The sequence below is a fragment of the Nocardioides hwasunensis genome, assembly GCF_014779665.1.
GTDB classification, from domain to species: domain Bacteria; phylum Actinomycetota; class Actinomycetes; order Propionibacteriales; family Nocardioidaceae; genus Nocardioides; species Nocardioides hwasunensis.
This window is the reverse complement of record NZ_JACXYY010000009.1, coordinates 37,277-58,611: the sequence shown is the minus strand read 5'-3', so window position 1 is coordinate 58,611 and position 21,335 is coordinate 37,277. Positions and strand designations below refer to the sequence as shown.

Annotated in this window: 25 protein-coding genes; 16 read left to right on the top strand and 9 right to left on the bottom strand. The window is 70.2% G+C overall.

Annotated elements, in window-relative coordinates; genetic code table 11:
* Positions 1 to 7: 7 nt before the first annotated feature.
* From pstC to IEZ25_RS19450, 4 genes are all read left to right on the top strand, one after another.
* Positions 8 to 949, top strand: a complete 942-nt coding sequence (pstC, locus tag IEZ25_RS19465) for a phosphate ABC transporter permease subunit PstC (protein WP_191201139.1) — start codon at positions 8 to 10, stop codon at positions 947 to 949.
* Entirely contained in the window at positions 946 to 2,037 is a 1,092-nt protein-coding gene (gene pstA, locus IEZ25_RS19460) for a phosphate ABC transporter permease PstA (protein WP_191201138.1), read from the top strand. Before pstC ends, pstA begins: the two co-directional genes overlap by 4 nt.
* A gap of 39 nt (positions 2,038 to 2,076) precedes the next feature.
* Complete coding sequence (gene pstB, locus IEZ25_RS19455; RefSeq protein ID WP_191201137.1) at positions 2,077 to 2,856, top strand: phosphate ABC transporter ATP-binding protein PstB; 780 nt, start codon at positions 2,077 to 2,079, stop codon at positions 2,854 to 2,856.
* 652 nt (positions 2,857 to 3,508) lie between these two features.
* Positions 3,509 to 4,099 (top strand): hypothetical protein, encoded by a 591-nt coding sequence (locus tag IEZ25_RS19450; RefSeq protein ID WP_191201136.1) that lies wholly within the window; start codon positions 3,509 to 3,511, stop codon positions 4,097 to 4,099.
* Positions 4,100 to 4,188: 89 nt separating this feature from the next.
* On the opposite strand, the gene IEZ25_RS19445 is transcribed toward IEZ25_RS19450, so the two are convergent.
* From IEZ25_RS19445 to IEZ25_RS19430, 4 genes are all read right to left on the bottom strand, one after another.
* Positions 4,189 to 5,184, bottom strand: coding sequence for an inorganic phosphate transporter (locus IEZ25_RS19445; protein WP_191201135.1), 996 nt, complete (start codon positions 5,182 to 5,184; stop codon positions 4,189 to 4,191).
* A 4-nt stretch (positions 5,185 to 5,188) separates the two neighbouring features.
* Complete coding sequence (locus IEZ25_RS19440) at positions 5,189 to 5,806, bottom strand: DUF47 domain-containing protein (protein ID WP_191201134.1); 618 nt, start codon at positions 5,804 to 5,806, stop codon at positions 5,189 to 5,191.
* Positions 5,807 to 5,969: 163 nt separating this feature from the next.
* Positions 5,970 to 8,147, bottom strand: coding sequence for an RNA degradosome polyphosphate kinase (locus tag IEZ25_RS19435; RefSeq protein WP_191201133.1), 2,178 nt, complete (start codon positions 8,145 to 8,147; stop codon positions 5,970 to 5,972).
* Positions 8,148 to 8,218: 71 nt separating this feature from the next.
* A complete protein-coding gene (locus IEZ25_RS19430) occupies positions 8,219 to 8,581 on the bottom strand; it encodes a DsrE family protein (protein WP_191201132.1) in 363 nt (120 codons plus the stop codon).
* A gap of 23 nt (positions 8,582 to 8,604) precedes the next feature.
* Here IEZ25_RS19430 and IEZ25_RS19425 point away from each other — a divergent pair, with 23 nt between their 5' ends.
* The 3 genes from IEZ25_RS19425 to ygfZ are packed head-to-tail and all read left to right on the top strand — an operon-like array spanning position 8,605 to position 10,478.
* The gene (locus IEZ25_RS19425) at positions 8,605 to 9,099 is read left to right on the top strand and encodes an FABP family protein (RefSeq protein ID WP_191201131.1); all 495 of its coding nucleotides are present in this window, start codon (positions 8,605 to 8,607) and stop codon (positions 9,097 to 9,099) included.
* A 7-nt stretch (positions 9,100 to 9,106) separates the two neighbouring features.
* Positions 9,107 to 9,532, top strand: coding sequence for a Fur family transcriptional regulator (locus tag IEZ25_RS19420; protein ID WP_191201130.1), 426 nt, complete (start codon positions 9,107 to 9,109; stop codon positions 9,530 to 9,532).
* A gap of 10 nt (positions 9,533 to 9,542) precedes the next feature.
* On the top strand, positions 9,543 to 10,478 hold the full coding sequence (gene ygfZ / locus IEZ25_RS19415; RefSeq protein ID WP_191201129.1) for a CAF17-like 4Fe-4S cluster assembly/insertion protein YgfZ: 936 nt from the start codon (positions 9,543 to 9,545) through the stop codon (positions 10,476 to 10,478).
* Positions 10,479 to 10,571: 93 nt separating this feature from the next.
* Here the strand turns inward: ygfZ and mshD are convergent, their stop codons facing one another.
* Positions 10,572 to 11,372, bottom strand: coding sequence for a mycothiol synthase (gene mshD / locus IEZ25_RS19410; protein ID WP_191201128.1), 801 nt, complete (start codon positions 11,370 to 11,372; stop codon positions 10,572 to 10,574).
* 24 nt (positions 11,373 to 11,396) lie between these two features.
* Positions 11,397 to 12,128 carry a winged helix-turn-helix transcriptional regulator gene (locus IEZ25_RS19405; RefSeq protein ID WP_191201127.1) on the bottom strand — a complete coding sequence of 244 codons (732 nt, stop codon included), beginning with the start codon at positions 12,126 to 12,128 and terminating at the stop codon, positions 11,397 to 11,399.
* Between the two features lie 45 nt (positions 12,129 to 12,173).
* On the opposite strand from IEZ25_RS19405, the gene IEZ25_RS19400 reads away from it, so the two are divergent.
* The 9 genes from IEZ25_RS19400 to IEZ25_RS21965 all read left to right on the top strand — a co-directional run bounded on the left by IEZ25_RS19400 (position 12,174) and on the right by IEZ25_RS21965 (position 17,543).
* Positions 12,174 to 12,470: a MoaD/ThiS family protein gene (locus IEZ25_RS19400; RefSeq protein ID WP_191201126.1), complete on the top strand. Its 297-nt coding sequence runs from the start codon at positions 12,174 to 12,176 to the stop codon at positions 12,468 to 12,470.
* A 37-nt stretch (positions 12,471 to 12,507) separates the two neighbouring features.
* Entirely contained in the window at positions 12,508 to 12,972 is a 465-nt protein-coding gene (locus tag IEZ25_RS19395; protein ID WP_191201125.1) for a TlpA family protein disulfide reductase, read from the top strand.
* A 276-nt stretch (positions 12,973 to 13,248) separates the two neighbouring features.
* Positions 13,249 to 13,719: a DUF4395 domain-containing protein gene (locus IEZ25_RS19390; protein ID WP_191201124.1), complete on the top strand. Its 471-nt coding sequence runs from the start codon at positions 13,249 to 13,251 to the stop codon at positions 13,717 to 13,719.
* Positions 13,720 to 13,796: 77 nt separating this feature from the next.
* On the top strand, positions 13,797 to 14,660 hold the full coding sequence (locus tag IEZ25_RS19385; RefSeq protein ID WP_191201254.1) for a sulfurtransferase: 864 nt from the start codon (positions 13,797 to 13,799) through the stop codon (positions 14,658 to 14,660).
* Position 14,661: 1 nt separating this feature from the next.
* Positions 14,662 to 14,964, top strand: coding sequence for a DUF1416 domain-containing protein (locus tag IEZ25_RS19380; RefSeq protein ID WP_191201123.1), 303 nt, complete (start codon positions 14,662 to 14,664; stop codon positions 14,962 to 14,964).
* Positions 14,965 to 15,116: 152 nt separating this feature from the next.
* Positions 15,117 to 16,598 carry a sensor histidine kinase gene (locus tag IEZ25_RS19375; protein ID WP_191201122.1) on the top strand — a complete coding sequence of 494 codons (1,482 nt, stop codon included), beginning with the start codon at positions 15,117 to 15,119 and terminating at the stop codon, positions 16,596 to 16,598.
* Between the two features lie 391 nt (positions 16,599 to 16,989).
* A complete protein-coding gene (locus IEZ25_RS21975; RefSeq protein WP_263575264.1) occupies positions 16,990 to 17,115 on the top strand; it encodes a hypothetical protein in 126 nt (41 codons plus the stop codon).
* Positions 17,116 to 17,203: 88 nt separating this feature from the next.
* On the top strand, positions 17,204 to 17,329 hold the full coding sequence (locus tag IEZ25_RS21970) for a hypothetical protein (RefSeq protein WP_263575263.1): 126 nt from the start codon (positions 17,204 to 17,206) through the stop codon (positions 17,327 to 17,329).
* An 88-nt stretch (positions 17,330 to 17,417) separates the two neighbouring features.
* Positions 17,418 to 17,543: a hypothetical protein gene (locus IEZ25_RS21965; protein ID WP_263575262.1), complete on the top strand. Its 126-nt coding sequence runs from the start codon at positions 17,418 to 17,420 to the stop codon at positions 17,541 to 17,543.
* A gap of 23 nt (positions 17,544 to 17,566) precedes the next feature.
* Here the strand turns inward: IEZ25_RS21965 and IEZ25_RS19370 are convergent, their stop codons facing one another.
* From IEZ25_RS19370 to cysD, 3 genes are all read right to left on the bottom strand, one after another.
* Entirely contained in the window at positions 17,567 to 18,925 is a 1,359-nt protein-coding gene (locus IEZ25_RS19370; protein WP_191201121.1) for a helix-turn-helix domain-containing protein, read from the bottom strand.
* Between the two features lie 147 nt (positions 18,926 to 19,072).
* A complete protein-coding gene (locus tag IEZ25_RS19365) occupies positions 19,073 to 20,344 on the bottom strand; it encodes a sulfate adenylyltransferase subunit 1 (protein WP_224749347.1) in 1,272 nt (423 codons plus the stop codon).
* Positions 20,344 to 21,258, bottom strand: a complete 915-nt coding sequence (gene cysD, locus IEZ25_RS19360) for a sulfate adenylyltransferase subunit CysD (RefSeq protein ID WP_191201120.1) — start codon at positions 21,256 to 21,258, stop codon at positions 20,344 to 20,346. Before cysD ends, IEZ25_RS19365 begins: the two co-directional genes overlap by 1 nt.
* Positions 21,259 to 21,335 lie beyond the last annotated feature (77 nt).

Below are 21,335 nucleotides of genomic sequence, written 5' to 3'. Positions count from 1 at the left end.
GTAGCGAGTGGCAACCACCGTTGTTGCTGATGACACGGGCCGGGCCAAGCCCAGGCTCGGCGACACGATCTTCTCCCGGCTCGCACTGGCCGCCGGGATCATCATCCTGGTCGCCCTGGCGGGCGTCTTCATCTTTCTGACGATCGAGGGCGCGCCGGGACTGGTCAAGCCGGCCAGCTTCTACGGCAGTGCCAGCACGTTCGCGGGCTACGTAGCCCCGCTGCTGTTCGGCACCGTGCTGGCCGCGATCATCGCCCTGGTCGTGGCCGTTCCGCTGTCCTGGGGGATCGCGCTGGTGGTGAGCCACTACGCCCCCAAGCGGGTCGCCACCCCCATCGCGTACGTCATCGACCTGCTCGCCGCGGTCCCGTCGGTCGTCTTCGGCCTCTGGGGCATCACGGTGCTGGCACCCAAGCTCAGCCCGGTCTACCAGTGGCTCGAGGAGCACGCCGGCTGGGTGCCCTTCTTCGCCGGACCGGCCTCGACCACGGGCCGCACCATCCTCACCGCAGGTCTGGTGCTGGCGATCATGATCATCCCGATCATCACCGCGATCTCGCGCGAGGTCTTCTCGCAGACCCCGCGCCTGCACGAGGAGGCCGCCCTCGCCCTGGGCGCCACCCGGTGGGAGATGCTGCGGCTGGCGGTCTTCCCCTACGCCCGCTCCGGCATGGTCTCGGCGGTGATGCTCGGCCTGGGCCGCGCGCTCGGCGAGACGATGGCCGTGGCGATGGTGCTCTCGGCCGGTGGGGGGATCTCGTTCAACCTGATCTCCAACACCAACCCAGCCTCGATCGCCTCCAACATCGCGTCGAACTACCGCGAGGGCACCCCCGGCAAGATCCAGGTCCTCATCGCCACCGGCCTGGTGCTCTTCCTCGTGACCTTCCTGGTCAACTTCGCGGCCCGCTGGGTCGTCACCCGCAACGAGAGGAAGCTCGCGCGATGAGCGTCACGACCGCTCCCGTCCGGCCGAGCGCGGAGTCGGTGTCGTTCACCGCCGCGCGCCTGCCGCGGTTCGCCCCTGCCCTCGTCGGCGTGGTCGCCGCCGCCGCGGCCGGCCTGCCGGTCCTGCTCCTCGGCTGGGGTGTCGTCGCCTGGGCGATCGTCGCCGGTCTCGTCTTCCTCGTCGCGCTGCCGCTGTGGGCCCGCGTGGTGGAGGGCTCGCGCGGCGCGACCGACCGCCTGGTCACCGGCCTGGTCTGGGCCGCCTGCATCGTCGCGATCGTCCCGCTGGTCTCCCTGCTCTACACGGTCGTCGACCGTGGCCTGCCGCGGATCAGCTCGACCTTCCTGACCTACTCGATGTACCGCACCAGCCTCGACCAGGAGGTGGGGATCTACCACGCCCTGATCGGCACGCTCCTGATCACGCTCTTCGCGGCCCTGATCTCGGTGCCGATCGGCGTCATGGCCGCGATCTACCTGATCGAGTACGGCAAGGGCAAGCGCCTCGCGCGCTGGATCACCTTCCTCGTCGACGTGATGACCGGCATCCCGTCCATCGTGGCCGGCCTCTTCGCCTTCGCGCTCTTCATCCTGCTGTTCGGGCCCTCGACCCGGGTGGGCATCGGCGGCTCGGTCGCGCTGTCGCTGCTGATGATCCCCATCGTGGTGCGCTCGACCGAGGAGATGCTGCGGCTGGTGCCCAGCGAGCTGCGCGAGGCGGCGTACGCCCTGGGGGTGCCGAAGTGGCGCACGATCGTCAAGGTCGTGCTCCCGACGGCGCTCGGCGGCATCGTCACCGGCGTCACCCTCTCGATCGCCCGCGTCGTCGGCGAGACGGCTCCGCTGCTGCTCATCGCCGGTCTGACGACCCGCACCAACTTCAACGTCTTCGACGGGCGGATGACGACGCTGCCGGTGCTGATCTACACCCAGAACGCCAACCCGGGCATCGCCGAGACGGCCGGCGGGATCCGGCCCGGGATCGAGATCGCCTGGGGTGGCGCCCTGGTGCTGATCGTGATCGTGATGGTGCTCAACCTCGCCGCCCGCATCATCGGCAAGATCTTCGCCCCCAAGACCGGCCACTGAGCCTGCACCAGATTCCGGAAGACAAGAGAGACTGACTCCATGGCCAAGAGCATCACCGTCGACTCCCTCGACATCTACTACGGCGACTTCCTCGCCGTCGAGGGCGTCACCATGACCATCAAGGCGCGTTCGGTCACCGCCTTCATCGGCCCGTCCGGTTGCGGCAAGTCGACCTTCCTGCGCTCGCTCAACCGCATGCACGAGGTCATCCCCGGCGCGCGCGTCGAGGGCAAGGTGATGGTCGACGGCCAGTCGCTCTACGACGCCGCGGTCGACCCGGTCGCCGTACGCCGTCAGATCGGGATGGTCTTCCAGCGTCCGAACCCGTTCCCCACGATGTCGATCTACGACAACGTGCTGGCCGGCAACCGGCTCAACGCCAAGAAGATGAAGAGGGCCGAGGCCGACGACATCGTCGAGCGCTCGCTCAAGGGCGCCAACCTCTGGAACGAGGTCAAGGACCGGCTCAACAAGCCCGGCATGGGCCTGTCCGGCGGCCAGCAGCAGCGCCTCTGCATCGCCCGCGCGATCGCCGTCGAGCCGCAGGTCCTGCTGATGGACGAGCCGTGCTCGGCCCTCGACCCGATCTCGACCTCGGCCATCGAGGACCTGATCCACGAGCTGAAGACCGAGTACACGATCGTCATCGTCACCCACAACATGCAGCAGGCGGCCCGCGTCTCCGACGAGACCGGCTTTTTCAACCTCAAGGCCGCCGGCCAGCCCGGTCACCTGGTGGAGTTCAACTCCACCCAGAAGATGTTCGCCAACCCCGACAACGAGTCCACCGAGGCCTACATCTCCGGTCGCTTCGGCTGATCTGTCCTCCCGTCCTCGATATCTGAGGACGTGGTGAACGAGATCCGTCCTGATTCACGTACGCCATGTCCTCAGATGTCGAGGCGGCCGCTGGTGGCAACCCTGTGGATGACGCCAGCGGCGCAGCACGCCTGTCCCGCACCATCCTCGGATGGACGAGGTCATCTGGACGCCCGGTGCCTGGCCGTCGCGCGGAATCGGTCCCCGAGAGGGGCTGCGGCCCGGTGTGGTCTGGCCGTCGCGGCGCGACCCCACCGGCGCTGACGGTCCGACGGCCTGGGGCACGCGCTCTGGCCGGTGGCGACAGGTGGGCCACAACATGTGGGTCCCCGCCACGGTCGGGACCGAAGCTGCAGATCAGCGGATCGTCGAGGCTGCCGCGCACCTGCCGGCGTACGGCGGCGTGACGGGGTGGGCGGCCCTGCGATGGCTCGGCGGGGTGTGGTTCGCCGGTGAGAGTCCCGCCTCTGGGCACTTTCCGGTTCCGATGGCGGTGAGCAGTGGTCACCGGCTCCGGCCGCGCCCCGGTCTGGAGGTGAGCCAAGAGGTGGTGACCCCCGGGCACCTCATGCGGTCAGACGGGATCCGGCTGACGACTCCGCTGTGGTCCGTCGGTCACGCGATGCGCACCGCGCCGAACGACGAATCCGCAGTGGTGGCGTTCGACATGGCGGCGTTCAACGACCTGGTGTCCATCGCCGAGCTGGCGGCTTTCGTCGACACCGACCTCGTCGCGAGGCGAGGTGTGGAGCGCGTACGCCGGGTGCTGCCGTTGCTCGACGAGAACGCGTGGTCCCCGATGGAACCGGTGCTCCAGCTCACGTGGCGCGACGAGATCGTCGGCGCGGAGGTGCTCATGAACCGGCCTGTGTTCGACCGGTCGGGACGATTCGTCGGCACCCCCGATGGCATTGACCCGGAGACCGGCGTCTACGGCATGTACGACGGAGCGCTGCACCTGGCCGACAACGTCCGGTCCATCGACGTCGTCAAGGAGGCGGCCTACCGACGCCTGGGTCTCGAGGGCGCGACGATGATGGCCGGCGACGTGGCCGATCGAGGAGCCTTCGCGCGACGGCTGCGGGAGGCGTACGTCCGCGCCGGACGCACGCCGGTCGCGGACCGACTGTGGACGATCGAGACGCCACCGGGGTGGGTCGACACGACCACGGTCGAGGCGCGACGCCACCTGTCCTCGTACGAGAAGGCCCGCCTCCTCGCGCACCGTCGGCGCGCGGCCTGACGTCCAGACATCTGAGGACGCCATGAACGGGATCCGACCGCTCAGACGTACGCCACGTCCTCAGATATCGAGGTCCGGGGGAAAACGGGTCAGGGGAGGAAGAGGTGCGCCGCGCCGTAGCACAGGGCGGCGGCGGCCGCGGCGGCCGGGAAGGTCAGCACCCAGGCGGTGAGGATCGACTTCGCGACGCCCCAGCGGACGGCGGACAGGCGCTTGGTCGCGCCGACGCCCATGACGGCGGAGGTGATGGTGTGGGTCGTGGAGATCGGCGCCTCGAAGACGTACGACGTCGTGTAGAGCACCGAGGCCGCGACCGACTCGGCCGCGAAGCCGCGGGCGGGGTCGAGGTGGATGATGCGTCGACCGAGGGTGCGCATGATCCGCCAGCCGCCGGACCAGGTGCCCAGCGAGATGGCGGTCGCGGCGGCGAGGATCACCCAGAGCGGGAGGCCGTCGGACTCGCTGACGTAGCCACCGGTGAGGAGGGCCAGGAAGATCACGCCCATCGTCTTCTGGGCGTCCTGGAGCCCGTGGCCGAGCGCCATCGCGGCGGCCGAGACGGTCTGGGCGACCTTGAAGCCACGGTGGGCCTTGCTCGGGTTCGCGCGGCGGAAGATCCACATGATGGCGATCATCAGCGCGAAGCCGAGCGTGAAGGCCACGACGGGCGAGAGGAACATCGGGATGACCACCTTCTCGACCACGAGGGCCCAGTTGGCGGTCGCTCCCGCTGCCACGGCAGCGCCGACCAGTCCGCCGATCAGGGCGTGCGAGGACGACGAGGGCAGGCCGTAGTACCAGGTGATCATGTTCCAGGTGATCGCACCGAGCAGGCCACACATGACGATGACCAGGCCGTGGCTACCAGGCCCCGGATCGATGGTGTCGGACACGGTGTGGGCCACCTTCTGCCCGAGGAACGCACCGACGAAGTTCATGACGGCCGCCATGGCGAGCGCCACGCGCGGCTTGAGCGCACCCGTCGAGACGGACGTCGCGATCGCGTTGGCCGCGTCGTGGAAGCCGTTGGTGTAGTCGAACACCAGGGCGACGACGACCACGGCGATGATGATGCCGATCTCCACGGTCTTACGACTCCTTGACGGCGATCTGCTCCACGATGTTGGCGACCTTCTCGAAGGCGTCGATCGCCCCCTCGAGGGACTCCACGATGTCCTTGAGCTTCATCACCTCGAGCGCCTTGTGGTCGCCGCTGAAGAGGTTGGCGAGGATGCGGCGGTAAGACTTGTCACCGGTGTTCTCGAGCCGGTTGATCTCGATCCAGTACTCGTCGAGCGAGCCCATCGACTCCAGCTTCGGCATCGCGGCGGACGTGAGCTCGGCGCACCGCTGCAGCACCTCGACCTGCTGGGTGGACTCCGGCGGGAGCGAGGTGACCTCGTAGAGCAGGATCAGGTCGACCGCCTCGTCCATCATGTCCATCACGTCGTCGAGCGCCGAGGCGAGGGAGTAGATGTCCTCCCGGTCGAACGGAGTGACGAACGTGCTGTTGACCCGACGGATGATCGAGTGGGTCGTCTCGTCGGCCGCGTGCTCCGCCTCGCGCATGCGCTGGGCGATGTCTGCACGCGAGCTGCCGTCGGCGAGCATCTCGCTGAGGAGCTGGGCGCCGACCACGAGGTGGTCTGCTGCCTCGCTGAAGAGGTCGTAGAACGAGCTGTCGACAGGGCGGAACCTGAAACGCACGGTGAACTCCGAACGGGGGGCGGATGAACCGGGAAATAGAGTAGGGGGTGTTTCGCCGGTATCCGCAACCCGCGGCCGAACGACCGATCGGCCCGGTGATTTCGGGGTACGCCGCTCGGCGTGTCGCCCGGCGTGTCGCGCGAAACAGTCGTCCGGGCAGCGCTCAGCGGCGCCGGCTCCGCTGCCGGGCGATGAGCTCGTCGTGCAGGTGGCGCTCGCCCCGGTGCAGGGTCCACTCGCCGTCGGCACCGAGGTCCCAGGCGGTGGTGCCCTCGTCGAGCGCGAGGTCGAGGAGCTCGCCGACCTGCTGCACGACCTGCGGCTGGCGCAGACGCACGAGCACCTCGACGCGTCGGTCGAGGTTGCGGTGCATCATGTCGGCCGAGCCGATCCACGCGGCCGGGTCGCCGTCGTTGTCGAACCAGAAGACGCGGCTGTGCTCGAGGAAGCGACCCAGGATCGAGCGCACGCGCACGGTCTCGGAGAGCCCGGGCACGCCGGGGCGCAGCGCGCAGATGCCGCGGATCACCAGCTCCACGCGCACGCCGGCCTGCGAGGCGAGGTAGAGCGAGTCGATCACCGCCTCGTCGACCACCGAGTTGGCCTTGATCCGGATGCCCGCGGGGCGCCCGGCCTGGTGGTGGGCGATCTCCTGGTGGATCTGGGCCACCAGCCCGTCGCGGACGTTGTCCGGCGCGACCAGCAGGTTGTCGTACGTCGTGTTGCGGCTGATCCCGGAGAGGTTGTTGAAGAGCAGGGCGACGTCCTCGCCGATGGCCGGGTCGCTCGTGAGGAGGCCGAGGTCCTCGTAGACCCGTGCGGTCTTGGGGTTGTAGTTGCCCGTGCCGAGGTGGACGTAGCGCCGGATGCCCTCGGGCTCGTCGCGCACGACCATCGAGAGCTTGCAGTGGGTCTTGAGGCCGACCAGGCCGTAGACGACGTGGCAGCCGGCGTGCTCGAGCTTGCGGGCCCAGCGGATGTTGGCCTGCTCGTCGAATCGCGCCTTGATCTCGACGATCACCAGCACCTGCTTGCCCGCCTGGGCCGCGTCGATGAGCGCCTCGATGATCGGGCTGTCGCCGGAGGTGCGGTAGAGCGTCTGCTTGATCGCGAGCACGTGCGGGTCGGCGGCGGCCTGCTCGAGGAAGCGCTGCACGGAGGTGGCGAACGAGTCGTAGGGGTGGTGCAGCAGCACGTCGTGGCGCGAGACGGAGTCGAAGACGTCGACGGGGGAGGCCGACTCGACCTCGGCCAGGCTCGGGTGCGTCGAGGGGAGGAACGCGGCGTACTTCAGGTCGTCGCGGGGCAGGTCGGCGATCGAGTGCAGGCCGGTCAGGTCGAGCGGCCCGGGGAGCGAGACGACCTCGTCGCGAGAGACGCCGAGCTCGGAGACCAGCAGCTCGAGCACCTTGGGGTCGATCGACCGCTCCACCTCGAGGCGTACGGGCGCTCCGAAGCGCCGGCGCAGCAGCTCCTTCTCGAGCGCCTTGAGCAGGTTCTCGGCGTCGTCCTCCTCCACCTCCAGGTCCTCGTTGCGGGTGACCCGGAAGGTGTGGGCGCCGAGCACCTCCATGCCGGGGAAGAGCTTCTTGAGGTGCTCGCCGATGACGTCCTCGATCGGGACGAAGCGCTGGTTGCCGAGCTCGACGAAGCGGCCGAACGTCGGCGGCACCTTCACCCGAGCGAAGTGCTCGGTGCCGGTCTTGGGGTGGCGCACGACGACCGCGAGGTTGAGCGACAGCCCGGAGATGTAGGGGAACGGGTGGGCCGGGTCGACGGCCAGGGGCGTGAGGACAGGGAAGATCCGGTCCTTGAAGAGCTTCTTGCAGACCTTCTGCTCGTCGCGGTCCAGCTCGGACCAGCGGACGATCTCGATGCCCTGCCCGCCGAGCTCGGGCAGCAGGTCGACGAGCGCCTGCGCGTGCCGCTCCATGAGTGAGCGGGCACTCGACCACACCTCCTCCACCTGCTGGCGCGGCATGTAGCCGCTGGCGGCGCGCACGGCGACGCCGGCCTCGATGCGCCGCTTGAGTCCGGCCACGCGCACCATGAAGAACTCGTCGAGGTTGCTGGCGAAGATCGCCAGGAAGCGCGCCCGCTCGAGCAGCGGGAGCTGCGGGTCCTCGGCCAGCTCCAGCACCCGCTGGTTGAACCGCACCCAGGAGATCTCCCGGTCGATGAAGCGGTCGTCGAACTTCTCCACGGCCTCGATCGCCGCGGCGTCGGGGGTGTAGGGCGGCTCGACGTCGAAGGTGTCGGAGGGGTGCCCGAAGGGCTCGGCCACCGGGCCCTCGTCCACGGAGGGGGAGACAGCGCTCGTGAGGGTTGCCGGGTCGGACATGTCGCTCAGTGTGGCACCGAAAGGTGAACGTCGGGTGACGTGCAAGCACGTCCGAGTCCGGGGCGGGAGCGTCAGTAGACGAGCGCCTGGACGCCGTCGGCGAGCACCTGCTCGGCGAAGACCGCCGCACCCGCGATCGTCACGCCGTCGCGCAGGTCGCCCTCGACGATCCCGCGGCGCGCGGCGCACTGGGAGCAGACGGTGATCGTGCCCGACGTGAGCACCGCACCCATCAGCTGGTCGAGCGGGGTGGCCAGGTCGAGGTCGAACGCCTCGGCCCGGCCGGGCACGCCGAACCACGCGGCCTCGCCGGTGAGCCACAGCGAGACCTCGGCGCCGGACGCGGCCGCGGCTGCGGCCACGGTGAACGCCTGGTTGCAGCGCTCGGCGTCCTCGGCGCCGCAGGTGACCTTGACGACCAGTGAGCGCGGCATGGCCCCACCTTAGGATGGTCCCCATGCCTTTCGAGCTGCCGGACAACCTGCACCCCAACTGCGGCCCCGTCGCCTGGCTCCTCGGCACGTGGCGCGGCAACGGACACGGCGACTACCCGACGATCGAGAAGTTCCAGTTCGGCCAGGAGCTGATCTTCACCCACGACGGGCGCCCGTTCTTCCACTACATGTCGCGCGCCTGGATCGTCGACGACGAGGGCGAGTTCGTCCGCGACGCTGCGATGGAGACCGGCTTCCTGCGCTGCCCCGAGCCCGGCAAGGTCGAGTTCCTGCTCTCGCACAACACCGGCTTCGCCGAGATCTGGTACGGCGCGGCCGACGCCGGCAAGGTCGAGATGCACACCGCCGGGGTCTCCTTCACCGAGACGGCCAAGGAGGTCACGGCCGGGTCGCGGATGTACGGCAACGTCGAGGGTGACCTGCTGTACGCCTACGACATGGCCGCGATGGGCCAGGAGCTCCAGCCCCACACCTGGGCCCGCCTCCAGCGCGGGTGAGCACGCCATGAGCGACGACCTGGCCACCCGCCTCCGCGAGCAGGGTCTTCGGCTCACGCCACAGCGGCAGCTGATCCTGCAGGCCGTCGAGGAGCTGCGGCACGCGACACCCGACGAGGTGCTGGCCCACGTCCGCGCGCGGGCCAGCTCGGTCAACGCCTCCACCGTCTACCGCACGCTCGAGGTGCTCGAGGAGCTCGGGCTGGTGCGCCACACGCACCTCAGCGACCGCGCACCGACGTACCACTCCACCCTCGAGCACGAGCACGTCCACGTGGTGTGCCGACGCTGCCAGCGCATCCGGTCCTACGGCCCCGACCTCGTCGCGCCCGTCGTCGCGGCGCTCGCGGCCGACGGCTTCACGATGGACGTCGGCCACCTCGCGATCTTCGGCCAGTGCACGGACTGCGACGCCTCCCCGGACCCGACCTAGACTCGAGGGCATGGCAAGCCCCCTCCTGTCCCTCCCCGGGGCCGTCGCCGGCGACGGCATCGACGCCCCGGTGGCCGCGCACTACGGCTCCTTCAACACCGAGCAGCGCAGCCTCGCCGCGGGCGACGGCTTCGTCGACCTCTCCCACCGCGACGTCCTGCGCATCTCGGGGCCGGACCGGCTGTCCTGGCTGCACAGCCTGACGACGCAGTTCTTCGAGGGCCTCGCACCCGGCACCTGGACCCAGGCGCTGGTGCTGAGTCCGCAGGGCCACGTCGAGCACGCCTTCGCAGGTGTCGACGACGGCGAGGCGTTCACCGCCCACACCGAGCCCGGCGCCGGCCCCGCGCTGGTCGAGTGGCTCGAGCGGATGAAGTTCATGACCCGCGTCGAGATCGCGCTCGTCGACGACGTCTCCGTGATGTGGCGTCCCGGCGAGGGTGCCGGGCGATTCGACCTCGTTCCGCGCGACAAGCTGGAGGCGTACTCCGAGGCTGCCGGCCCGGCTGCCGGGCTCTGGGCCTTCGAGGCCCTCCGGATCGAGCGCGGCGAGCCGCGCCTCGGCCTCGACACCGACCACCGCACCATCCCCAACGAGGTCGGCTGGATCGGCCCCGCCGTCCACCTCGACAAGGGCTGCTACCGCGGCCAGGAGACGGTCGCCCGCGTGCACACGCTCGGTCGCCCGCCCCGGCGGCTGGTGCTGCTGCACCTCGACGGCTCGGAGAACCGGCTTCCCCCGGTCGGCTCGCCCGTGTCGTACGACGGTCGCGACGTCGGGTTCGTCGGGTCGAGCGCGCGCCACCACGAGCTCGGGCCGATCGCGCTCGCCGTGGTCAAGCGCAACGTCCCGGTCGACGCGGCCCTGACGGTCGACGAGATGCCGGCCTCGCAGGAGGTCGTCGTGGATCCCGAGGTCGGGCTCCACGTGCGTCCCCTGCGCTGACGGCGTGCGCGCCCCAGCGCCTGCGCGAGATGTCTGAGGACGTCGTGAAGGTGATTCGTCGTGCGGCTCGTCCGTAGCGTCCTCAGATATCGGTCACCGGGCGTACTGCACGTGGGTGTCGGCGTCCGCGTGCTCGAAGCCGAGGCGTGAGTAGACCGCGACCGCGGGTGCGTTGTCGGACTCGACGTAGAGCAGCACCTCCGCGACGCCGAGACCGGCGAGGTGGTGCAGACCGGCGAGGGTGAGCAGCTTGCCGAGCCCCCGGCCCTGCGCGCCGGGCGCCACCCCCACGACGTAGACCTCGCCGTGTCCGGCGTCGTGCTGCTTGGTCCAGTGGAAGCCGAGCATCCCGGTCCCGTCCTCGGCCACGAGCAGCCCGGCCGGGTCGAACCACGGCTCGGCCATCCGCCGCGCGAGGTTGTCGAGGTCCATCGCGCCCTGCTCGGGGTGGTGGGCGAAGGCCGCTGCGTTGACCGCCACCACGTCGGCGGCGTCGGACTCGCGGTAGGCGCGGACCGTGACGCCGCCCGGCAGGTCGAGAGGCGCCAGCGGTGTGGACATGTCGCGTCGCATCACCCACAGGTCGCGCACCCTGTTCCACCCGTGGCTCGTCGCGAGCCTCGCGGCCGCCGGGTGGTTGCCGTGGGACCACGCGGTCAGCGAGACGTCGTACGACGCCTCGGCACGGGTCAGCAGCGCCGATCCGAGCCCACGTCCGCGCGCCGACGGGCGCACCACGAGCGACAGGTCGCCGTCGTGGAGGAGCGCGAAGGCGTCGCCCTCGACGAGCACCTCGGCGGTGCCGTCGGCGAGCGCCATCCGGGCGGCCTCGTCGAGCGGGTCGGCGCCGTCGGCCGCGGCCGACTCCTCAGCGATCGCGATGACGGTGTCCACGCCGCGACCCTAGAGGACGAGGTGTCAGGCGTCGCTCGTCGAGCGCGCCCCCTCCGGGGCGCCCTCCGTGTCCTTGTCCCGGGTCGGGACCACGAAGCGGTAGCCGACGTTGCGCACGGTGCCGATGTGGTGCTCGTGCTCGGTGCCGAGCTTGGCCCGCAGGCGCCGGACGTGGACGTCGACGGTGCGGGTGCCGCCGAAGTAGTCGTAGCCCCAGACCTCCTGGAGCAGCTGCTCGCGGCTGAAGACGCGCCCCGGGTGCTGCGCGAGGTACTTCAGGAGCTCGAACTCCTTGTAGGTGAGGTCGAGCGCGCGGCCGCCGATCCGGGCGGTGTAGGTCGCGTCGTCGACGACCACCTCCCCGCGGTGGATCACGTGGGCGGCGGGGTCGTCCGGTGCCGTGGCGCTGCTGCGGCCGATCGCGAGCCGGATCCGGGCCTCGAGCTCCGCCGGGCCGCAGGTGTGCAGGACCACGTCGTCCATGCCCCAGTCGTGGGCGACGACGGCGAGACCGCCCTCGGTCACCACGAGGAGGACCGGTGCCGTGGCTCCTGTGGTGCGGATCAGCCGGCACAGGTCGCGCGCTGCCGCGAGGTCCTGGCGGCCGTCGACGAGGACCAGGTCGGCGTCGGGCGCGTCGATCAGCGCGCTGCCCTGGGCCGGGAGGATCTTCACGGTGTGCGAGAGGAGCGCGAGGCCGGGAAGGACCTCGGCGGACGGCTGGAGGGCGCCGGTGAGCAGCAGCAGTGCACTCAAGGTCGGACCTCCTCCTCTGACCGGGGATGGTGAAGGATATCCCGCATGCAGGACGCCGCTGGAACGGATCGCGCTGTTGAGACGATCACAGTTCGCTACTGGGCGGGCGCCCGCGCGGCGGCCGGCATCGCCGAGGACGCCTTCGACACCGAGCAGGCGCTGACCCTGGCGGACCTCCTCGAGCAGGTGCTGCAGCGGCATCCGGGTGACCGGATGGCCCGCACCGTCGCAGCCTGCTCGGTGCTCCTCGGCGACCAGCCGGTGCGCACCCAGGACCCGGCCGCGGTCGTCGTACGCCCGGGGGCGGTGGTCGAGCTGCTGCCTCCCTTCGCCGGGGGATGAGGCGGAACATCTGCGCGACTCCCGTCGTTGCGCGGGTGTGAGCACCGGAGCCTGGATCGCCCTCGCCGCCGTCGCGGTGGCGGTCGGCCTCGGCCTGTGGCGTCAGGTGAGCGACGGCCGCTTCCGCGGCACGCGGGCCGTACGCCGGCTCGGCACCAGCGCGGACCCCGCCGATACCCCGGCGCCGGCGCCGCCACCGGGTGCCGAGCTCGTCACCGCCGTCGGGGCGGCGCTGGGGGAGCGGGCGACGCTCGTGCAGTTCTCGAGCGCGTTCTGTGCGCCGTGCCGGGCCACCCGTCGCGTGCTCGGCGAGGTGACCGGCCTGGTGGAGGGGGTCGTGCACGTCGAGGTCGACGCCGAGCAGCACCTGGACGCGACCCGTGCCTTCGGCATCCTGCGCACCCCGACGACGCTCGTGCTCGACGCCTCGGGCGCCGAGGTCGCCCGGGCGACGGGCGCGCCGTCGCGGGACCAGGTGCTGGCGACCCTGGCACGCGCCTGATCTCATTATGTGGATAGTGTGACCACATGATGAGACGCGGTGTGATCGGGCAGGGGTTTCGGCCTACTGTCGTGGTCATGTCCTCGACCATGCTGACCAAGCGCCGCGCAGTGGACCACTGCCGCGTGCGCTCGGCGCTGTGTCGAATGTCGTAGCGGTCCCCCGCTGAGCCGAGCACCGTCCACGCCGAGGTGGACCGTGCCCGTCGGAGGGACCCGCGCCGGGTGATCCCGGCGCGTCCGGCCTCGTGCCGTGCCGCCCGACTTCAGGAGAGCCATGTCCACCACCGCCACGCCCGGCACCACCGCCGGTGTCGCCGGGCCGCCAGCGGGGCAGATCGACCCCCGCGGCCCGCAGCTCGCGGCCGCGTTGACCGCGGTCGTCCTGGTGGCGGTCCTGCTGGCTCCCTCGCCCGTCAGCGTCGTCCTGCTCGCCGTGCAGGCCGTCCTGTTCGCGATCGGTGCCGTGCGCGGAGTCCAGCACACCCCGCACGCCTGGCTCTTCCGCACGCTGGTCCGGCCACGCCTGGCGCCGCCGTCGGAGTGGGAGGACGCCGCACCGCCGCGGTTCGCCCAGGCCGTCGGTCTCGCCTTCGCCCTCGTCGGCCTGGTCGCCCTCGCGGCCGGCGCCACCGTGGTCGGTCAGGTCGCGGTCGGGCTCGCGCTGGTCGCCGCCCTGCTCAACGCCGTCTTCGCCTTCTGCCTGGGATGCGAGGTCTACCTGCTTCTCCGACGCGTCACCGCCTAGATCCCCGGTCTCGTGAAGGCGCCAGGACGCCTTCCTCGACCACCGAAATGTTCACCATCACCAAGGAGCACACCACCATGAGCCGCGAGACCTCTCTCGTCACCGCCCAGTGGGTCGAGGACAACCTCGACACCGACGGCATCGTCCTCGTCGAGGTCGACGAGGACACGACTGCCTACGACAAGGGCCACATCCGGGGAGCCATCAAGCTCGACTGGACCACCGACCTCCAGGACCAGGTCCGACGTGACTTCGTCAGCAAGGCCCAGTTCGAGGCGCTGCTCTCCGAGCGTGGCGTGTCGAACGACGACACCGTCGTCCTCTACGGCGGCAACAACAACTGGTTCGCCGCCTACGCCTACTGGTACTTCAAGCTCTACGGCCACCAGGACGTCAAGCTGCTCGACGGCGGTCGCAAGAAGTGGGAGCTCGACTCCCGCGAGCTGACCGACGACCTGCCGAGCCGCGCCGCGACGTCGTACACCGCCACCGAGCAGGACCACTCGATCCGGGCCTTCCGCGACGAGGCCGTCGCTGCGATCGGTGTCAAGAACCTGATCGACGTGCGCAGCCCCGACGAGTACGCCGGTCGACTGCTCGCTCCGGCCCACCTGCCGCAGGAGCAGGCGCAGCGCGCCGGCCACGTGCCCACCTCGCTCAACGTGCCGTGGAGCAAGAACTGCAACGACGACGGCACGTTCAAGTCCGACGAGGACCTCAAGGCCCTCTACGCCGAGGTCGGCATCGACGACTCCAAGGAGACCATCGCCCTGTGCCGCATCGGCGAGCGCTCGTCGCTGACGTGGTTCGTGCTGAAGGAGCTCCTCGGCCACCAGAGCGTGAAGAACTACGACGGCTCGTGGACCGAGTACGGCTCGCTCGTCGGCGTCCCGGTCGCGCTCGGCGACGAGCCCGGCAGTGCCGACGAGGGGGGCAACTGACATGTGCGGAGCCAAGGAAGGCGGACTGTCCCTCGACGGCGTCAACGTCGCCAAGGAGGCCGTGATCCAGGGCCAGGTGCTGCGCGGCGAGGAGCCGGTCTCCAACGCCTACGTGCGTCTGCTCGACCGCACCGGCGAGTTCACCGCCGAGGTCCCGACCTCGGCGACCGGCCACTTCCGGTTCTTCGCCGGTGACGGCGAGTGGACGCTGCGGACCCTCGCGCCCAAGGCGGACCCCGTGGACACCCGCGTCGTCGCGGCCACCGGCTCGGTGGCCGAGGTGCAGGTGCTCGTCACGGCCTGAGCCCACCGCGAGAACCTCAAGAAATCGCCCCGCCGTCCGACGTGCGGGGCGATTTCCTCATTTTCGTCGCGGATCCTCCCAAGCAGCAGCACCAGGGGCCCTGCGACTCGTACCGTTGAGGTTCCGGGTGGGGCGAGCGAGGAGGTGTTGCCGTGCCGGCGACCACGCGTGCGCCCCAGACCGACGACCTGTGGCGGCTCACGATGGAGCACTCACCCGTCGGGATGGCCGTCGTCTCGCCCGCGGGCGACTTCCTCTCCACCAACGTCGCCCTCTGCGACATGCTCGGCTACGACCCCGACGTGCTGGCCACCATGTCGTTCCAGGACATCACCCATCCTGACGACCTCGCGAGCGACCTGCGGCTGGTCGAGCAGACCCTGTCCGGCGAGATCGGCTCCTACCGGATCACCAAGCGCTACATCTGCGCCGACGGCGGCGTGTTGATCGGCGACCTCTCGGTGGCCCTGCTGAGAGCCGGCGACGGGGCCCCGATCCACTTCATCTCGCAGATCGCCGACCTCACCGAGCGCCAGGCCTTCGTCGAGCGCCTCGACGCCGCCGAGGCGGCCGCCGAGTCAGAGCAGGGACGGGCCGACGCCCTCTTCGAGAGCGTGACCGTCGGTCTGCTCCACATCGACGCCGACGGCAACCACCGCGCGATCAACCGTCGTCAGGAGGAGTTCCTCCGGATCACCTTCCCGCACGGCCACCTCGGCGTGGCCGGGGAGACCGGGTTCGCCTACGACGCCGAGCAGCGACGGCTGCTGACCCGCGACGAGATGCCGTCGGCGCGCGCCGCCGCCGGTGAGGTCTTCGACGACCTCCTGGTCTGGATCGGTGAGGACCCTCAGGCACGGCGCGCAGTGCTGGTCTCGGCGCGGCCGATCCACGATCGCGTGGGCGGCTTCGCCGGTGCCGTGCTGGCCTACCACGACGTGACCGACCGCATCCGGGCAGAGGCGGTCAAGGACGAGTTCGTGTCGACGGTCTCCCACGAGCTGCGCACGCCGCTCACCTCCGCGCTCGCCTACCTCGAGCTGCTCGAGGAGTCCGCCGACCTCGGTGCCGAGGGGCACCAGCAGGTGAGCGCGGCACGCCGCAACATGCTGCGGCTCTCGCACCTGGTCGCCGACCTGCTCTTCGCCACCCGCGCGACGGCCGGATCGGCCATCGTGAGCCCCTACCCGCTCGACCTGGTGACAGTGGTCGCCGAGGCCGTCGAGGCTGCCGCGCTGGACGCGGAGGGTGCCGGCGTAGGTCTCGAGCTGGACGGTCCCCCCTCCCTCCGGACGGTCGCGGACGGGATGCGGCTGCGTCAGGCGGTCGACAACCTCCTCGCGAACGCCATCGCCTACAGCCGCGCCGGGGGACAGGTGAGGATCCACCTCGTCGAGGAGGAGGGCCGGGTGGTCCTGACCGTGGCCGACCACGGTGAGGGCGTCGACCCCGACGACCTGCCCCAGGTGTTCACGCGCTTCTTCCGCGGCGACAACGCGCGCCGGCTCCAGGTGCCGGGAACTGGTCTAGGCCTGCACATCGTCCGGACCATCGTCGAGGCCCACGGAGGCGAAATTGCCGTCGAGAGCACCCCTGGCGACGGCACCACGGTGACCCTCGCCCTGCCGCGCTAGGACATATTTTCTGCGTCCTCAGCGACCGTGCCCCGAGGGGGTCGTCGCCCGTGCCACTCGTGGCCTCGGTGCCGGCCGGGGCCCGCCCGGAGCACGCCCGAGAGGCGCGCACGGGGCTGATCTGAGCGTGGAATCGCTCGATCGAGCCCGAAATCGCGGGGACCCCCCGCGGGATGCGGGGGGTCCGGCGGCATCCGGGTGGGGACCGGTGCGTGTCTCGCGAGGGGGGTTTCACGAGATCGTGGACCGCTGCCAATACAGGGGAATTGCCAACGGGACTTGCCCAAGTTTGCCAAACCGGAGAAGACTCCGCATCAGTTTTGACACTATTTCTTGTGCAGACGCTCGGGACGCTTGCCAACCCCACCCAGCACTCACCTCTGGAGACACCATGAAGAGCAAGGCCCTCCGCACCCTCGTCGCCTCGATCGCCCTCGTCGGCCTGGCCGGCCTCGCCGCCCCCGCCGAGGCGGCCCCGACCGGTCCGACCACGCTGCGCAACGTCTGGTGCTGCTGATCCGCACCTGGCCGGAGCCAGTCAGCAGGACCCGCTTCACCTCGTCGTGCCCGTCAGCACCCCACCCCAGACATCCCAGGAGAACCCCATGACCAGCAAGGCCCTTCGCACCCTCGTCGCCTCGATCGCCCTCGTCGGCCTGGCCGGCCTCGCCGCCCCCGCCGAGGCGGCCCCGACCGGTCCGACCACGCTGCGCAACGTCTGGTGCTGCTGATCCGCACCTGGCCGGAGCCAGTCAGCAGGACCCGCTTCACCTCGTCGTGCCCGTCAGCACCCCACCCCAGACATCCCAGGAGAACCCCATGACCAGCAAGGCCCTTCGCACCCTCGTCGCCTCGATCGCCCTCGTCGGCCTGGCCGGCTTCACCGCCCCCGCCGAGGCCGCCCCGAAGATGCCGACCACCATGCGCAACGTCTGGTGCTGCTGACCGAGGCCTGAGGCCCCGGAGCCTCAGCTGCGGGCGAGCGTGTGGGTCGACACGCGCGCTCGCAGCCCGGTGGAGACTGCCGCGCGGCGGTAGGCGTCGAGCGACTCCTCGGTCAGCCCGACGCCACCCAGCAGGTCGGCGAGGTCGAACCACAGCTGGGCGGCACTCTGGTCGGCGCCGATGGCGGAGAGCCGCAGCACGGCTCTCTGGTAGGCGGCGGCGGCCAGGTCCGAGCGGCCCTCGGCGGCAAGGGTCCGACCCTCCAGGGTCAGTGCCTCCGCCTCGGCCAGCGGCGCGTGGCCGTCAGCGGTGGTGTGCACCTGCGACAGGAGCTCGCGGCTCTCGTCCAGGTCGCCACCGAGGAAGGACACGCGGGCCAGTCCGAGCAGGGTCCACGCGCGGTCGACGGGGCTCGCGCTGCTCCACTCCATCTCGAGCGCTGCCTGCTGCAGGTTGTCGCGTGCCTCGGCGAGAGCAGGCGGGTCGAGCTCGAGCTGCAGCCGGCCGACCTCCGTGCGCAGCCGCGCGAGGTTGCGGGCGTCCTGACCCTCGCTGAGCAGGGCGAGCGCGCGCTCGGCGAGAGGAACGGCCGCGACCACGTCACCACGGTTGGCCTGCATGACGCTGGCGTTCCAGTAGGCGGAGGCACGTGCCATCGGCGAGCCGAGCGACTCGGCCTTGGTGATCGCCTTGCGGCACAGGCGTACGGCGTGCGAGGTGTCGCCTCGCTCGAAGTGGGCGGCGGCCACGGTGACGGCCAGCTGGACGCCCTCGTCGGAGGCGTCGAGCCCGGCCTCCTCGACGCGTGCCATCACGCGCTCGCCGCAGGCGATGGCGCGCCCGAGGTCGCCGGTCTCGCGATAGATGCGGCTCAGGGCGATGCCGGCCTTGATCAGCGTCAGACCGTCGGTGCGCTGCTCCTCGATGAGCGCCTCCAGCTCGAGGATGGCGTCGTCGACCTGCTTGGTGGCCTCGAGGGCACGGGCGTGCAGCAGCCGGGCGCGATCGCGCATGTCGTCGATCCGGGCGCTCGCCATCTGGTCGAGAGCGGCCTCCAGGTGCTGCTCGGCGTCCCCGGGCTGCCCGGACTCCAGCGACAGCTCGGCGTAGTCGAGGGCGAGGCGGATCTCGTCGACGACGCGCCGGTCGGCCACCCCGAGGAGTGACTCGACGGTGACGCCGAGCCGTTCGGAGAGGACGCCGAGAGCAGTGACGGTGGGTCGTCGGTGCCCGGTCTCGATGCGGGAGAGGTAGGCCACCGACATCAGGTCGGTCGCCACCTCGCCCTGCGTGAGGCCGCGGGCCAGGCGGGCGGAACGCAGGCGCCGCCCCAGGGCGGTGCGGTCGGTCTGGGCGAGCACCTCGGCGTGACGCGAGTCCATCCGCCCATTCTGGGACACGTTTGCCAACAACGTGTCATTTTCTGGCAAGTGCGTGTCTACCAGTGGTCTACCTGCCGGGAACAGGACGAGCCCCGACCGGGGCGGTCGGGGCTCGCTCGCTGGTGTCCGGCCCGTGGCCGGGACAGGTCAGCTGCCGCTGTTGATCATGCCGGCGCCGACGGTGACGCCGGTGGCCTCGTCGATGAGGATGAAGGAACCGGTGGTGCGGTTCTTGGAGTACGGGTCGCACAGCAGGGGCACCGTGGTGCGCAGCTGGACGCGGCCGATCTCGTTGAGCCCGAGCTCGCCGGCCTCCTGGTCGCGGTGCAGCGAGTTGACGTCGAGGCGGTACTGGATGTCCTTGACCATCGCCCGGCCGCTGCGGGTGGTGTGCTTGATGGCGAGCTTCTGGCGGGGCCGCAGCGGCTCGTTGGTCATCCAGCAGACCATCGCGTCGATGTCCTGGCTCGGCTTCGGCGCGTTCTTGACCCGGGCGATCATGTCGCCGCGGGAGACGTCGACGTCGTCGTCGAGGCGCACGGTGACCGACATCGGCGGGAACGCCTCGTCGACCTCACGGTCGAACAGGTCGATGCCCGAGATCGTGGAGGTCATGCCCGAGGGCAGGACGATGACCTCGTCGCCCTTCTTGAGCACTCCTCCGGCGATCTGGCCGGCGTAGCCGCGGTAGTCGTGGTGCTCGTCGGACTTGGGGCGTACGACGTACTGGACCGGGAAGCGGGTGTCGACCAGGTCGCGGTCGGAGGCCACGTGGACGTGCTCGAGGTGGTGCATGAGCGTGGGCCCGTGGTACCAGTCGGTGTTGGCCGAGCGGTCCACGACGTTGTCGCCGTTGAGCGCCGAGATCGGGATGACCTCGAGGTCGGGGATGTTGAGCTTGGTGGCGAACTGGGTGAACTCGGCGTGGATGCGCTCGTAGGTCTCCTGCGACCAGTCGACCAGGTCCATCTTGTTGATGCACAGCACCAGGTGCGGCACGCGGAGCAGGGAGAGCAGCACCGCGTGGCGGCGCGACTGCTCGGTCAGGCCGTGACGGGCGTCGACGAGCACCAGACCGAGGTCGGCGGTCGAGGCGCCGGTGACCATGTTGCGCGTGTACTGCACGTGACCGGGGGTGTCGGCGATGATGAACTTGCGGTTGGGCGTCGCGAAGTAGCGGTAGGCCACGTCGATGGTGATGCCCTGCTCACGCTCGGAGCGCAGCCCGTCGGTCAGCAGGGAGAGGTCGACGTAGCCGTGCCCCTTGTCCGTGGAGGTCTTCTCCACGGCCTCGAGCTGGTCGGCGAAGATCGACTTGCTGTCGAAGAGGAGGCGCCCGATGAGGGTCGACTTGCCGTCGTCGACGGAGCCTGCGGTCGCGAAGCGGAGCAGGTCCATCTGGCCTTCGGTGGCGCCCATCAGAAGTAGCCTTCCTTCTTGCGGTCTTCCATGGCCGCTTCGGAGAAGCGGTCGTCACCTCGGGTCGCACCGCGCTCGGTGACCCGGGCAGCAGCGACCTCCTCGATGATCTCGTCGATGGTGCTGGCGGTGGACTCCACGCAGCCGGTCAGGGTGATGTCGCCGCAGGTGCGGAACCGCACCGTGCGCTCCTCGGCGACCTCGCCGTCGCGCATCGGGTTGAGCGGCGTCTCGGTCATCAGCATGCCGTCGCGCTCGAAGACACGGCGCTGGTGGCTGAAGTAGATGTTGGGGATCTCGATGCCCTCGCGGCCGATGTAGTCCCAGATGTCGAGCTCGGTCCAGTTGGAGATCGGGAAGATCCGCATGTGCTCGCCGGCGTGGAGGCGGCCGTTGTAGAGGCTCCACAGCTCGGGACGCTGCATCTTGGGGTCCCACTGTCCGAACTCGTCGCGGTGGGAGTAGACGCGCTCCTTGGCGCGAGCCTTCTCCTCGTCGCGCCGGCCGCCGCCGAAGGCGGCGGTGAAGCCGTTCTCCTCGATCGCGTTGAGGAGGGTGGCGGTCTGCATCCGGTTGCGGCTGGTCTTGCCGTCGTCGACCAGGACGCCCTGCGCGATCGCGTCGTCGATCGAGGCCACGACCAGGCGCACGCCGAGCCGGTTGACCCAGTTGTCCCGGGTCTCCATGACCTCCGGGAAGTCCAGCCCTGTGTCGACCTGCATGATCGGGAACGGGATCTTCGCCGGGTAGAACGCCTTCTCGGCGAGGCGGAGCATGACGATGGAGTCCTTGCCACCGGAGAACATCAGGACCGGCTTCTCGAACTCGGCGGCGACCTCACGGAAGATGTGGATCGACTCTGCCTCGAGCTGGTCCAGCTGACTCAGCTGGTAGTCGACGTGGGTGTTGGTCATGGCGCAGCAGGGGCCTCTCTAGGGACAGCAGCGTTCATCGTAGCGACGAGGCACGGCTCGGTGAATTCGCCTGGCTG